Below are 13,964 nucleotides of genomic sequence, written 5' to 3'. Positions count from 1 at the left end.
TTCCCTGTTAACACTCACGTTAAACCATACGGTTACGATTTCAGTTCCCGCCACTCGCCGTTAGCAAGATTTTCCAGCGTGTAATCCCCCATGGCATAGCGGATGAGGCGCAGCGTAGGAAATCCAACATGCGCTGTCATACGACGTACCTGACGGTTGCGACCTTCATATAAGGTAACTTTCAACCAACTGGTGGGAATGTTTTTCCGTTCCCGAATCGGCGGATTTCTCGGCCACAGCCATACGGGTTCCTCTACTACTTCAATGCCTGCGGGTAGAGTGGGGCCATCATTGAGCGTTACTCCGTTACGCAGGGCGTCCAGCGCTTCTGCTGTCGGCTCACCTTCAACCTGGACGTAATAAATTTTCCCGGTACGCTTACCGGGTTGCGTTAACCGCGCCTGCAGAGCGCCGTCATTGGTCAGCACCAAAAGCCCTTCGCTGTCCCGGTCGAGTCGGCCCGCCGCATAAATTCCCGGCACGGGAATAAAATCTTTTAACGTGCTTCTGCCAGCCTCGTCAGTAAATTGTGGCAAAACATCGTAGGGTTTATTGAACAAAACCACGCGTTTTGGCTGGTTTTCTTTACGCTGCTTAGTGACTTGTCGTGAGCTGAATCGCTCAACCCGGTGATTTCTAAAAGAAGTTTTTTGCATGGTATTTTCAGATTATATCAATTGCCGCATTATAGCCTAAGAACGAGTGTCTTTCATGGCGGCGAACAATAGGGTAGTATTGACACGCTCATTACAAATCATTAACAAAAAATTGCTCTAACGCATCCGTGTAGCAGGACGCAAACGCACATGCAGCGTGATGACAGACGAGCAGAACCAGAAGCGCTCGAAGGAGAGGTGAATGGAAAGCAAAGTAGTTGTTCCGGCGGAAGGTAAGAAGATCACCCTGCAAAACGGCAAACTCAACGTTCCTGAAAATCCGATTATCCCGTTCATTGAAGGCGACGGTATCGGCGTTGATGTAACCCCACCGATGATCAAAGTTGTCGATGCTGCTGTCGAGAAAGCCTATAAAGGCGAGCGTAAAATCTCCTGGATGGAAATCTACACCGGCGAGAAATCCACTCAGGTTTATGGCCAGGACGTCTGGCTGCCTGCTGAAACCTTAGATCTGATTCGTGAATATCGTGTTGCCATTAAAGGCCCTCTGACCACCCCTGTTGGCGGCGGTATTCGCTCTCTGAACGTAGCTCTGCGTCAGGAACTTGACCTGTATGTCTGCCTGCGTCCGGTGCGTTATTATCAGGGCACACCAAGCCCGGTTAAACACCCTGAACTGACCGACATGGTCATCTTCCGCGAAAACTCCGAAGACATCTACGCGGGTATCGAGTGGAAAGCTGACTCTGCCGATGCTGAGAAAGTGATTAAATTCCTGCGCGAAGAGATGGGCGTGAAGAAAATCCGCTTCCCGGAACATTGCGGTATTGGTATCAAACCGTGTTCTGAAGAAGGGACTAAACGTCTGGTACGTGCAGCGATTGAATACGCCATCGCCAACGATCGTGATTCAGTTACCCTGGTACACAAAGGCAACATCATGAAGTTCACCGAAGGCGCGTTCAAAGACTGGGGTTACCAGTTAGCGCGTGAAGAATTCGGTGGTGAACTGATCGACGGCGGTCCATGGGTGAAAATCAAGAACCCGAAAACCGGTAAAGAGATCGTGGTTAAGGACGTTATCGCCGATGCGTTCCTGCAACAGATCCTGCTGCGCCCGGCTGAGTATGACGTGATTGCCTGTATGAACCTGAACGGTGACTACATCTCCGATGCGCTGGCCGCACAGGTTGGTGGTATTGGTATCGCGCCGGGTGCAAACATCGGTGACGAATGCGCTCTGTTCGAAGCTACCCACGGTACTGCACCGAAGTATGCAGGTCAGGATAAAGTAAACCCAGGTTCCATCATTCTGTCTGCTGAAATGATGCTGCGCCATATGGGTTGGACCGAAGCGGCTGATTTAATTGTTAAAGGTATGGAAGGCGCGATCAACGCCAAGACCGTAACTTACGATTTCGAACGTCTGATGGACGGTGCTAAGTTGCTGAAATGTTCAGAGTTTGGTGACGCAATCATCGAAAACATGTAATCCAGATACTGGGTTGTATGAGAACGGGAGCCGAGTGGTTCCCGTTTTTTTTACCTGTAAAATGCTTTCCTGGCGCTCATACTATTAAACTCATTTAAATAGCACTGAAGATCAAATTTTTATCTTTGCCATTACAATTTTATTTTTTGATAAAAAATATCCATGGCTGTCAATATTTCTTTATTTAACTCTATTCGGGTATGAGAACTAACTATAATTGAGTGGTGTTTGTATCTTATTGATTATCAGATGGAAAATAATCATTTTAACAATAAGGAAAATATCGGGAATATGTAAAAGGAAGAAGCGTTTTAAGATTTTTTACTCTAATTTTAAGTCCATTTTTATCAGCGTGTTATGACAGTTGATTATTCTGAATATTAGTAATGTCCAAAAAAGAACATTTTCTCCGATTGATGTTTTTTTACCTTTCTGTTTTTCTGTTGGCAACATGCTTGAGAAATAAAATTCAAAGCATGATTCCTTATTATGTGTGTTACTTACTATTAGTTGATGATGAAAATGGTTATTAAAATGCTAAGTTTAAAAACAGGTTTAGTGGCTGTTACATTATGTTTTGCTATGACAGTTTATGCAGGAGAAAGCGTAGTCACCGGCGGTTATGTACATACCCGGACAGATGGACAGAACCTTAATGGTTTTAACGCTAAATATGGTTATACCCCAGATGAGAGTGATTTTGGTGTTATGACATCCTTAACCATTTCAGCAAATGACGATAATGATATAGATCGTGGTTATGGTTCTGCATTAGTCGGCGCAAGTTATAAAGTAAATGATGTGGTAAAACCTTATGTAATGGCGGGTATTGGGAGAGGTGCGATCAAAGCTAATGGTGAAACTGACACTTCTACAGGTTTTGCCTATGGCGCTGGTATTCAGTTTACCCCCATTGCAGGTTTCACTGTTGATGCAGGCTATGAAGGTTCTAAGGTCTTTGGCGCACAAGCTAATAGTATTGTAGTCGGCGCCGGCTGGACATTCTAAGGTTATTTATATGAATAAATTAATGATAATATTGGTTGCGTTTTCTGCTGTTTCATTGATGTCTGGTTGTGTATCAGAAGAACAACGCTTAGCAAAGTGCGAAGCGAAGGGAATTAGCCGTGATGTTTGTTATCACGAAGAAAAAGAATATTGGAATAATTACAGTGCTAATATGAGTCGACTGCAGGCCGCTAATACACAAGCGGATGCTTTCAAAGAGGCTATGAGTGATCACAAGAAACATAAGCATTATGATGACGATTAATATTTAAGAACATGCACATACGGTCTTGAGTGCTTATGTTCTTGATATTTTAATCATCTATTAATTATTCAAATGGTTATGCTCAGGCATCACTCTCAAAAGCGTATTATCCTTCTGTATATAGTGATGAAATAATGCAGCGCCGGCATGGGCTGCAATTAAAAAGTAGCAGATATCGGCGAACTGACTTCCCCCAAAGCCAGAGTTTTTTTTGATAACCATGGCCTTACTTTGGTTTGAGAAAAACGCTTCGTCTGCTGTGTGCGATCATTCTTTTGATGAAAGTTTGTACGGAAATACATGCAGAGCGTTGGCTGCGATGGGATAAACGCCCAGGCCTTCTGTTCTGGCTTTGATTTCCTCGAAAGAGAGTGAAGGGGAGGGTTCTCGTCCGCCCCACAGATTAATGCCTTCAGGAACATCGTCCCGGCTGTACTCCTCGGCGATCTCGATGGTTCCGCCACTATTCAATTCGATGACAACGCTTTTTCCGTCAACAGGAATCAGGTGCCCGTCATTGTCAGTGATAAAGATTTTCATTTGATTACCTCTTATTAGTGCATTCCTATGATAGCAAAATTGGATGAGGTGCAACGCCGGTTTTGTACTGCAAATTTCAGTAATGATTTTATCAATAAATTAGTAAGTTACGTTGTTATTGAGGAAATGTGACTGGGCGCATGGCGGCTTTTGTTTCTGTCTACCATGCTCTGTAGATATAAATTAGAACACGTCAATGCTCATCGCAACGACCGATCGGCTTTCACCACAGGATATGAGAATGCGCAAAGCACTTTTACCGGTAACTGCTGCGGTGTGTCTTTTTTTAATCGGTGTTTTTATTCTTAATATGCAGCTTTGGTATTCATCTTCGATGGAAAACCTCGGGGGGGCCAGATATGCCGCGAAAAATATGGATAACATACTTGATGAAGCTTTCCAGGCAACCCGTACCGCTATGAACATCGCTGAAAAAAAATGCGATTTGGAGGGGCAATACCAACTTGGAACCGAAGCTGCGCTCCGACCCCATTTGCGAACGCTGATCATTATTCGACAGGGGAAGGTTTGGTGTACATCTTTGCCGGGTAATCGGATATTACTTAAGCATATTCCCGTTATAGCTGATACTAATTTACAACTGACTCCCGCAAGCAATACCGAGAATGAAATACCTGTTCTGCTGTATCAAACACGTTTTCACACAGGCCGTATCATCGTCACCATAAGTGGCGTGCATATCCGAGGGGCAATGAATGTCCCGTTAGCGGGAGTAACGTACTCGTTGCTTGTGGGTGACGCAGCACTCGGTTTATTGGGCGATGTAAAAACCGTTACAACAAGCGCACGTGCGTCTGGTCAAGTTAATTCCGCAAAGTATCCGTTCAGTATTATTTATAATAAACCGCCACTGTTTAGTGCAAAAAGACTGGTTACACAGGGTTCAGGGATTCTGGTTTTTATCCTGTTAATGTCTTTTGCAGCCGCTTATGCCATTGATAAGTATCTGAACAAGAACGATACCCCTGAAGAAACGTTGCGCAGGGCGATAGTAAAAGGAGAGATCGTGCCTTTTTATCAACCTATCGTAAATGGTCGCGAGGGGACGTTACGCGGTGTTGAAGTGCTGGCCCGATGGAAACATCCAAAAGCCGGGTATATTTCTCCTGCATCCTTTATACCTGTAGCGGAAAAATCAGGCCTGATAGTGCCACTAACTCAAAGTCTGATGAGGCAGGTCGCTGCGAATATGAACGCCATTGCCAGCAAACTGCCATCCGGCTTCCATGTCGGCATTAACTTCAGCGCATCCCATATCACATCCCCTACATTCGTGCAGGAGTGCCTGCATTACAGGGATAGCTTTAACCGCGATGACCTCAATCTGGTAATCGAAGTTACTGAGCGCGAGCCGTTAGATGTGGATGAAGATCTTGTGCAGAGGCTCAATATCCTGCATGAGAATGGCTTTGTGATTGCGCTGGATGATTTTGGTACGGGCTATTCTGGGCTTTCTTATTTGCATGACCTGCACATTGATTACATTAAAATCGATCAGAGCTTTGTGGGAAGGGTAAATGAGCTTCCCGATTCAACCCGAATTTTGGATTGTGTTCTCGATTTGGCGCGCAAGCTGTCTTTAAGCATCGTTGCTGAAGGGGTTGAAACGAAGGCTCAGCTTGATTATCTCAACAAAAACAACATTGTTTTCCTGCAAGGGTACTATTTCTATAAACCAGTAACCTTCACTGAGTTCGTCATGATTCTGCTGTCAAAGCCTAAAGTGAAGGTTTTTGTCGAATAAATACAAGATAACCTAATTGATGAAAAGTGAGCATGAAATCTGCTTCGGTAGCAAAAATCCGACGATTATCTTTATCGTGAGGCAAATCTCGGATTCTGTTATTTAAAATCTATACCCTTATCGATGTGGTGGTTATTTGTGTTTTCATATACAGCAACTGGATAATGGTATGGCAGATATAACATTCGCGATGGAGCGTGATTCAAGTCACAAAGCGGCGAAAAATAAGTTGGATGTGCGAAGCAAAGCGAAGAACACAAATCGCAATCAGCTTGCGATTGCCGCAGTCCTGTTTTTAGGCGGTATCGTCGGGATTATTGTTTTGGCATTATATCTAATGGTGCAGGAAGGGGTATTTCTGTATTAATTGTTTAAATATTCTTATATGTTAAAATAAGATGATGATTATATCTTGTGTCTTCTCTCAATAATATTCTGCTGGTCGGGGTATTAGTGTGCCCCGACCAACAGGATCTTATAAAATTAGAACTGATAATTTAAAGACACCCAGTAGTTACGACCAGGGTTTACGTATCCGGTAGTGGATTGTGCAGTCTGATAATAATCACCTGCGTAGGTACTATTACGCCCCACCTGGTACAATTTGACCTCACTAAAGTCTTTATCCAGCACGTTATTAACCGCCGTATTAAGCGTCAGATCTTTAGTCAGCTTATAAGACATCCCCATATCGACAACGGTCCAGGCTTTTAAATCAGCGCCTTTATCGTCATAGACGGCCTTTTGTACCGCGCTAAGGTTGTCGTAATTTTCGGTAAAGCGTGGGGCTTTGCCGCGATAACGTGCGCTGAGCCAGGCGTTCATATCTTCCGTTGCCTGCCAGTTCAGACGGGCGTTAGCCATATGTTTAGGTGTGTAACTTAATGGCGCGCCTTTATTGTCACCATCTTTTTGCTTGCTCTGAGTGTAGGTGTAGTTGAGAGATAAGGTCAGCACATCCGACCATAGAGGGAAGGTGCTGGCAAATTCAACGCCATCGGTCCTTGCCTTGCCGCTGTTGGTATAGCTGTTGGTATTATCATCGATAGAATATGAGACAATTTTATTTTTGTATTCGGTATAGAAGCCGGTAATGTTGGCGTTAAGCCCGGCGTCGTTCTCGTAATACAGCCCGGTTTCGTAGCTGATACTTTCCTCAGGTTTGAGGTCCGGGTTACCGACCGTATTCACCGTTCCCTGTGCGGTTACACCGCTGATCCCGTTATGCAACTGGCTTAGTGATGGTGCTTTATAACCTGTCGTTACACCGCCTTTGAGGGTCCATTCGTCGGATGCGTCCCAGACCATATAGGCACGCGGGCTGAGATGACCGCCAAAGACATCGTTATGCTCATAGCGTGTTCCTGCGGTTAAGGCCAGCGAGTCGAGAATATGCCATTCATCTTCCGCATAGGCTGCCCACGTTTTTTGATGGAACGTCTCGCCGGTATTGGCCAGTACCACACCATCTTTCATCCGGGCATCCCAGTATTCTCCGCCAAGGGTTAAGAGGTGCGAATCACCTAATGGCGTCAGCAGCACTGAGTCAAGAATGACGTTGGTGTTCTTCAGTTCACGCGCGTCACCGGCCCGGCCTGCGTTCTCTGGTGTGAGTGCGGAAGATACCAATTGCCGGCCTTTGTTTTCGGTTTCATTCCAGCCGAGGGAGGATTTCCAGGTGCCGAACGTTAAGGCTGTATCGTGGCCGAGGGTCACTTTGTTACGCTCATAGCGTAGCGTTTTATCATACCCCCCTGTCAGGTTGCCCAACTGCCCGTCATCGTTGTCATAGCGCTGTCTGGCGGAGTCGAGATCTAACCACAGCGTATTGTTCTCATTGGTTTTCCAGTCGAGGCGCGTGCCAATATTATAGTTTTCCGATTCGGTAGGATAAGGTACGCGGGTGGAGGCGGTATCGCTGAGGGAGGTGACGCTGGAACCCTGACGCTGGGTTGTGCTCCCCCGAACCTGCATATCCAGTACGCCCGCAATCAACGGGCCGCTTGACCAGAAGTTGGCGACCGTACTGTTACCCCATTTATTACTCTCTTGCAGGTTAACGCCGGTATTGATGGAAGTGCTCCATTTATCGGTGCTTTTTTTGGTGATGATATTCACCACGCCACCGATTGCGTCGGACCCATAAAGCGTCGACATCGGGCCGCGGATCACCTCAATATGATCGATCGCCGCCAGCGGGGGCATAAAGCTGGTATTCATGGCAGAGAAACCGTTTGGCGTTACGTCGCTGCTGCCGTTTTGACGAATACCGTCAATCAGGATCAAGGTATAGCTGGCAGGCATGCCACGGATGCTGATCTCCAGACCGCCGGTTTTACCGGTGCTGCTTTCAACATCTACTCCTTCAACAGAACGCAGGGCTTCACCTAAGTCATTATATTTATTGGTTTGTAACTCTTGCTGAGAAATAACAGAGACGCTGGCGGCGGCATTGGTGATTTTCTTTTCATAACCGGAAGCGGTTACCACCATGACATCTTCAGCAAATACCAGGGGGCTGGAAAATCCTAAACAGGACAGAACGACAGAGGCAACAGGTTTTAAACGCATAGTCAAACTTCCTTTGTTAAAATTCAAAGGCAGTAAGATAATTGATGGAAATGATAATACAAATAATTATCATTACAAATTTACATAACTTGTCACTTCTGGTGTTTTTCTTGAATAAATATACATAAATTGTCATGAGTTTTAGATAAGGAATTAGCAGGAAGGGCCAATAGTCCGCACAGGCAATTATTAGTTCGGGATTAATATTCCTGTGAATAAATGGCGAGGGATTAATCTATTTTCTGAGATTCACATCGTACTCATAACGGAGTATCAGAAAAAAGTATGATAATTTTAGAAAATCGTCATACTTTTCTGCGCCGCATCATTTTTTTCATCATTTCTGTCCGCCATAATCCCTTCCCCAGGAGACTGCTTAACGACGGTAAATCGTTATGCGGCATAAAAATAACGTAAATCTGGATAACATAATGATCAAAGGCAAGCTGGCACTGCTTACGTGCGCATTGACTCTCGCATTAACTTCACCACTTCTTGCCGCGCAAAATGCGAACGAAGGGCAGACGTTAAAACTGGCAATTGGCCCAGAACCAACGGAAGGGTTTGACCCGATGCTGGGCTGGAGTCATGGCAGCTATTTGCTTTTACATGCACCATTATTAAAACAAAATGCAGATATGAGCTGGGGAAACCTGCTGACGGAAAAAGTCGAGACCAGCGCAGACGGCAAAACCTGGACATTGACGTTAAAACCTGACCTTAAATTCTCTGATGGTTCCCCGCTAACCGCTGAAGATGTGGTGTTCACCTATAACAAAGCAGCAAAAAGCGGTGGCAAAATCGACATGGGAAACTTCACCCATGCCAGCCTGAAAGATAACCGTACGGTAGAAATTATGCTGAATAGCCCACAGAGCACTTTTGTGAATGTGCTGGGTTCTTTGGGTATTGTTCCGGCGAAACGGTATGACGAAAAAACATTTGCCAAAAATCCGATTGGCGCAGGTCCTTATCGGCTGGTGAGTTTTCAGCCGGGACAGCAGTTGATCGTGGAGGCTAATCCCTGGTATGCCGGTAAGAAAAATGATTTCAGTAAGCTGGTGTTTGTCTTCCTTGATGAAGATAACGCTTATGCCGCAGCGCGCAGTGGCCAACTGGGACTCGTACGTATCGCGCCGTCGATGGCGGTCGCTCCTCAGCAGACAAATTTGAAACTTTGGGTACGCGATAGCGTGGAAAACCGGGGCATTGTGTTCCCGATGGTTCCTGCAGGTAAAAAAGATGCCAATGGCTATCCGATTGGGAACGATATCACTGCCGATGTTGCCATCAGGCGCGCCATAAACTATGCCATCGACCGTAAGCAGCTTGCCGATCAGGTCATGGAAGGTCATGCGATTCCTGCATATAGCGCAGTGCAAGGGCTGCCATGGCAGGGGCAATCCGTTGCGTTCAAAGATGGTGATAGCGAAAAAGCACGTACGATTCTGGAAGAAGCCGGCTGGAAGGTAGGTAAAGATGGCGTGCGAGTGAAAGACGGCAAAGAGGCTCGACTGACTTTATGGTACGCCAGCGGTGACAGTACGCGCCGGGATTTAGCCGAAGCTGTTCGCGCAATGCTGGAGCCGGTGGGTATTCAGATCTCGCTGCAATCAGGAAGCTGGGAAACCGTTGAACGTCACATGCATGCGAACCCGACGTTATTTGGTTGGGGAAGCTTGGATCCGATGGAGCTTTTCCATCATTACAGTAATCAGGCCGCGGGCGTGGAATATTACAACCCAGGCTATTACAGCAATCCTGTTGTTGAACAGCACCTTAAACAGGCTATCGACGCCCCAGACTGGCAAAAGGCGTTGCCTTTCTGGCAACAGGTGGAGTGGGATGGTAAGCAAGGGGCTGGCGTGCAGGGCGATGCTGCCTGGGCATGGCTGCTGAATATTCAGCATACCTACCTGGCAAATCCGTGTATTGATTTAGGCAAAGGCGCACCGGAGATTCACGGTAGCTGGTCACTGCTCAATAATCTGGACGAATGGACCTGGACCTGCCGTTGATGAAGTCTGTTGTGGGTCATTTTCTACGGCTGATAGTGTTATTAGTGCTGGTTGCGGCTGGCACTTTTGTGCTGCTCAGCTTTTCTCCGGTCGATCCGATTCGTGCTTATATCGGCAACGATCTCCTGCATGTGCCGCCGGAGCAATATGCACGCATTGCTGCTCGCTGGGGATTGGACCAGCCGCTATGGGAGCGTTTTGGTCACTGGTTTGTTCGTGTATTGCAGGGCGATCTCGGCTATTCCATGTTGTTTAATGCGCCGGTTGCCAGCGTGATCAAAGAACGCTTTTCCACCTCGTTTGCGCTGCTTGGCGGCGCGTGGCTACTCTCCGGCATATTGGGAACGGCAATGGGGTTTGTCGCGGGTCGCTACCTGAATCGCTGGCCGGACAAAGCAATCTGTCGCCTCAGCTATCTGCTTTCTTCGCTGCCGACCTTCTGGATTGGCATGTTGCTGCTGGCGCTATTTGCCGTGCGCTGGCCGGTATTTCCGGTCTGCTGCGCGTGGGAGCCGGGCAACAGCGGCGATATGGTGACGCTGACCGAGCGTCTGCGTCATCTGGTGCTTCCCGTTTGCGCGCTCAGTTTGCTGGGGCTGGGACAAATTACGCTTCATACGCGGGAAAGCATCGCCAGCGTAATGAAAAGCGAATTTGTCCGTTTTGCGCATTCCCAGGGAGATAAAGGCTGGTCACTGTTACGCCATCAGGTTCTGCGTCATGCAATTACGCCTGCGCTGTGTTTGCAGTTTGCCTCACTGGGAGAACTGTTGGGAGGTGCACTATTGGCCGAAAAAGTCTTTGCTTACCCAGGACTGGGGCAGGCCACTATTGATGCCGGGTTACGCGGCGATCTGCCGTTACTGATGGGGATTGTGTTGTTCAGTACCGTACTGGTGTTCATTGGCAACTCGCTGTCTACCTGGCTTGTCCGTATGTTGAACCGTGCTCTGGAGCGACCTGATGCTCTATAACCCGACGCCGACGCTAATTCGTCTTTTGTTCTCTTTTAGCTGCCTGTTATTCATTGCAGTGTATGGTGCCGCAATGCTGGATAACCCGTTGAGCGTTAATCTGCTTGCCCGTCATCTTCCACCTGATGCGATGTACTGGTTTGGCACCGATAACCTCGGTCGCGATCTGTGGATCCGTTGTTTTCAGGGTGCACTAACCAGTCTGCAAATTGGTATTGGTGCGGCGTTGTGCAGTGGCTTGATTGCGCTACTAATGGCGGCGGTTTCGCGCATACATCCGCGTCTGGATGTGCTTATGCGTCTAATTACTGATGCCATGCTATCGATGCCGCATCTGCTGTTGCTTATTTTGATCTGTTTTACGCTGGGTGGTGGGAAAAACGGGGTAATCATGGCGGTTGCACTAACGCACTGGCCGCGTCTGGCGCTGATCCTGCGTGCTGAAGCGCAGCGCGTGGCCCACAGTGACTATCTGACGTTGACCTGGCGTCTGGGACACGGCCATTTTTACTGCTGGCGGCATCACTATCTACCGGCGTTGTTACCCCAGTGGCTAACCGGGACATTGCTGATGTTTCCCCATGCAGTGTTGCACAGCGCGGCGTTAAGCTTCCTCGGTTTTGGACTGGCACCGCATGAACCGTCGCTGGGCCTGCTGCTGGCGGATGCGCTGCGGTTTATCAGTCATGGTGACTGGTGGTTAGTGCTGTTTCCAGGACTGATGCTGTTCAGTCTGGTGATGTTATTCGATCAGCTCGCAAGGGCGGTGCATCGTTTGTGGTTACGAGGTGACGCATGTTGAGTTTAAGGCAGGTCTCGCTGGACGTGGCGCGTTATCGCTGGTACGGCGCGAAAAACTGGTCTTCGCTGTTGCAGGATATCTCTTTCGACGTAGCGCCTGGTCAGATGGTGGCGCTAGTTGGGGGAAGTGGGGAAGGTAAGAGCCTGTTGCTGCAATGTCTGCTCGATCTCTTACCAGACAATTTGCGTTTCAACGGCGTTATTACCCTGGAAGGTAAAGCGCTGGGCAGTGATGATCTTCGCAAATGTCGTGGCAATACCTTCAGCTACGTCCCACAAGGTATTCAGGCACTTAACCCGCTGCTCTCGATTGAAAAGCATCTGCGCAGGGCATGCCAGCTTTCTGACCAGCAATGGAATGCCGGAAAAATTGAACGATTGCTCCAGCGTAGCCGACTGGAAAGTCGCGTATTAGATGCTTTTCCGCGTCAGCTTTCAGGCGGTATGGCAAAACGTGTTCTGGCTTGTCATGCGTCTCTGAGTCAGGCTCGCTATATTCTGGCGGATGAAATTACCGCCTGGCTTGATGCACCTCTCGCTAATCAACTGCTTGAACAGTTGCGTGAGCAATGTGAGCAAGGGGCTGGTGTTTTGTGGGTAACGCATGACCTCACGCTGGCGGCCCGCCATGCGGATCGTATTGTCGCACTGCATCAGGGAAGGGTGTCGGATAACGTCAGCCGGGAACAGCTGTTACGCGGAGAGATTAGCGAACACCTGCAACGACAATGGCGGGCGCTGCCTGAAAGAAATCAACTTTTTGGAGAGCGCGATGCTGTGCTGTCGTGATGTAACAATCCGTCAGGGGGAAAAGGTTCTGTGGCAAAATCTGACCTTTTCTCTACGCCCTGGAGAACGTATTGGGATTTGTGCGCCCAGTGGAACTGGCAAAACGACGCTGGGACGCGTGCTGGCGGGCTGGCAGAAACCAACTTCCGGTGACATTCTGATTGATGACCAACCGTTGCCGATGCACCAGTATTGTCCGGTGCAACTGGTGCCACAGCATCCAGAATTAACTTTTAACCCCCGACGCAGCACAGGTGATGCGGTGCATGATGCATGGCGACCGGATGCTGCAATGCTTACCCGTCTTCACATCAATCCAGAGTGGTTAACCCGCCGTCCCGGACAACTTTCTGGCGGTGAACTGGCGCGAATTGCTTTACTTCGTGCGCTGGACCCGCGGACACGTTTTCTTATTGCCGATGAAATTACTGCCCAGCTTGATCCTTCTATTCAACGGGATATCTGGGCGCTGCTGCTTGAAGAATCTCAGCGTCGACCATTGGGTATGCTCATTATCAGTCATCAGCAGGCGCTGCTTGATCAGATCTGCACGCGAGCGCTACTCTCTTAGGTCTCTTTCGCATTTCAGGCAAATAACTAACGTGATCGTAAAAACTATCGCTGTGGCTGCGCTAATGTACGGGGCGGGTGCTTTTGCAGCACATGCTTCCATTCAGGTGGGTTTTTCACCGGAAGGGTCGGCTCGGGCTTTAGTGCTGGATTCAATTAACCATGCGCAGCACAGCATCGATATGATGGCTTATTCATTTCAGTCTGCAGATATTGTTCAGGCCCTGGTAAACGCTGAAAAGAGAGGCGTAGTGGTTCGGGCTGTTATCGATAAGAAACGTAACGAGGGCAAGGTTAGCCAGAAGGCCATCGCTTTTGCTGCCGCGAATGGGGTTGATGTGCAACTGGATGGTCACTACCACATCCAGCATGACAAGGTAATGATTATTGATGGCGACACGCTGGAAACCGGTTCATTCAACTTTGCCAAATCCGCAGAATTTGCCAACTCTGAAAATGTGTTAGTTATTCGTGACGAACCTGCCGTTGTTGCGCAGTATCAGGCCCATTTTGACAGCCGTTGGAAAATCGCGCACCAGAGCGGTTAAATGCTT

General features: G+C 48.0%; 14 protein-coding genes and 1 pseudogene. 11 read left to right on the top strand and 4 right to left on the bottom strand.

Annotation, left to right across the window (positions count from 1 at the left end):
- Nucleotides 1–32: 32 nt before the first annotated feature.
- Entirely contained in the window at nucleotides 33–656 is a 624-nt protein-coding gene (rluE, locus tag ACHHZ7_RS08295) for a 23S rRNA pseudouridine(2457) synthase RluE (protein WP_003832405.1), read from the bottom strand.
- Between the two features lie 202 nt (nucleotides 657–858).
- Between rluE and icd the strand changes: the two genes are divergently transcribed.
- The 3 genes from icd to ACHHZ7_RS08280 all read left to right on the top strand — a co-directional run bounded on the left by icd (nucleotide 859) and on the right by ACHHZ7_RS08280 (nucleotide 3,382).
- The gene (gene icd, locus ACHHZ7_RS08290; protein ID WP_003841892.1) at nucleotides 859–2,109 is read left to right on the top strand and encodes an NADP-dependent isocitrate dehydrogenase; all 1,251 of its coding nucleotides are present in this window, start codon (nucleotides 859–861) and stop codon (nucleotides 2,107–2,109) included.
- A 522-nt stretch (nucleotides 2,110–2,631) separates the two neighbouring features.
- Nucleotides 2,632–3,117: an outer membrane beta-barrel protein gene (locus tag ACHHZ7_RS08285; protein ID WP_060683735.1), complete on the top strand. Its 486-nt coding sequence runs from the start codon at nucleotides 2,632–2,634 to the stop codon at nucleotides 3,115–3,117.
- Nucleotides 3,118–3,127: 10 nt separating this feature from the next.
- A complete protein-coding gene (locus ACHHZ7_RS08280; protein WP_060682337.1) occupies nucleotides 3,128–3,382 on the top strand; it encodes a hypothetical protein in 255 nt (84 codons plus the stop codon).
- A gap of 60 nt (nucleotides 3,383–3,442) precedes the next feature.
- Here the strand turns inward: ACHHZ7_RS08280 and ACHHZ7_RS08275 are convergent.
- Together ACHHZ7_RS08275 and ACHHZ7_RS08270 are read right to left on the bottom strand one after the other, a co-directional pair.
- Nucleotides 3,443–3,565, bottom strand: a pseudogene (locus tag ACHHZ7_RS08275) (cytochrome b); the annotation flags it as partial.
- An 84-nt stretch (nucleotides 3,566–3,649) separates the two neighbouring features.
- Entirely contained in the window at nucleotides 3,650–3,922 is a 273-nt protein-coding gene (locus ACHHZ7_RS08270; protein ID WP_003832409.1) for a hypothetical protein, read from the bottom strand.
- Nucleotides 3,923–4,163: 241 nt separating this feature from the next.
- On the opposite strand from ACHHZ7_RS08270, the gene ACHHZ7_RS08265 reads away from it, so the two are divergent.
- A complete protein-coding gene (locus tag ACHHZ7_RS08265; protein ID WP_020996464.1) occupies nucleotides 4,164–5,687 on the top strand; it encodes a cyclic diguanylate phosphodiesterase in 1,524 nt (507 codons plus the stop codon).
- Nucleotides 5,688–5,856: 169 nt separating this feature from the next.
- The gene (locus tag ACHHZ7_RS08260; protein WP_003832412.1) at nucleotides 5,857–6,054 is read left to right on the top strand and encodes a hypothetical protein; all 198 of its coding nucleotides are present in this window, start codon (nucleotides 5,857–5,859) and stop codon (nucleotides 6,052–6,054) included.
- A gap of 116 nt (nucleotides 6,055–6,170) precedes the next feature.
- On the opposite strand, the gene ACHHZ7_RS08255 is transcribed toward ACHHZ7_RS08260, so the two are convergent.
- A complete protein-coding gene (locus tag ACHHZ7_RS08255) occupies nucleotides 6,171–8,258 on the bottom strand; it encodes a TonB-dependent receptor (RefSeq protein ID WP_060682336.1) in 2,088 nt (695 codons plus the stop codon).
- Between the two features lie 395 nt (nucleotides 8,259–8,653).
- On the opposite strand from ACHHZ7_RS08255, the gene ACHHZ7_RS08250 reads away from it, so the two are divergent.
- From ACHHZ7_RS08250 to ACHHZ7_RS08225, 6 genes are read left to right on the top strand one after another with little or no spacing between them, the layout of a single operon-like run.
- Entirely contained in the window at nucleotides 8,654–10,276 is a 1,623-nt protein-coding gene (locus ACHHZ7_RS08250) for an ABC transporter substrate-binding protein (RefSeq protein ID WP_100272598.1), read from the top strand.
- On the top strand, nucleotides 10,276–11,250 hold the full coding sequence (locus tag ACHHZ7_RS08245) for an ABC transporter permease (RefSeq protein ID WP_060683733.1): 975 nt from the start codon (nucleotides 10,276–10,278) through the stop codon (nucleotides 11,248–11,250). The genes ACHHZ7_RS08250 and ACHHZ7_RS08245 overlap by 1 nt, the downstream gene beginning before the upstream one ends.
- Nucleotides 11,240–12,052 (top strand): ABC transporter permease, encoded by an 813-nt coding sequence (locus ACHHZ7_RS08240; RefSeq protein WP_060682335.1) that lies wholly within the window; start codon nucleotides 11,240–11,242, stop codon nucleotides 12,050–12,052. The genes ACHHZ7_RS08245 and ACHHZ7_RS08240 overlap by 11 nt, the downstream gene beginning before the upstream one ends.
- On the top strand, nucleotides 12,046–12,840 hold the full coding sequence (locus ACHHZ7_RS08235; RefSeq protein ID WP_060682334.1) for an ATP-binding cassette domain-containing protein: 795 nt from the start codon (nucleotides 12,046–12,048) through the stop codon (nucleotides 12,838–12,840). Before ACHHZ7_RS08240 ends, ACHHZ7_RS08235 begins: the two co-directional genes overlap by 7 nt.
- On the top strand, nucleotides 12,824–13,411 hold the full coding sequence (locus tag ACHHZ7_RS08230; RefSeq protein WP_008784505.1) for an ATP-binding cassette domain-containing protein: 588 nt from the start codon (nucleotides 12,824–12,826) through the stop codon (nucleotides 13,409–13,411). Before ACHHZ7_RS08235 ends, ACHHZ7_RS08230 begins: the two co-directional genes overlap by 17 nt.
- A gap of 31 nt (nucleotides 13,412–13,442) precedes the next feature.
- Nucleotides 13,443–13,958, top strand: a complete 516-nt coding sequence (locus tag ACHHZ7_RS08225) for a phospholipase D family protein (protein ID WP_060682333.1) — start codon at nucleotides 13,443–13,445, stop codon at nucleotides 13,956–13,958.
- Nucleotides 13,959–13,964 lie beyond the last annotated feature (6 nt).

It is taken from the genome of Citrobacter freundii complex sp. 2024EL-00216, assembly GCF_043945515.1.
Taxonomy (GTDB): domain Bacteria; phylum Pseudomonadota; class Gammaproteobacteria; order Enterobacterales; family Enterobacteriaceae; genus Citrobacter; species Citrobacter portucalensis.
The sequence above is the reverse complement of the archived record's forward strand: the minus strand, read 5'-3'. Positions and strand labels throughout refer to the sequence as shown.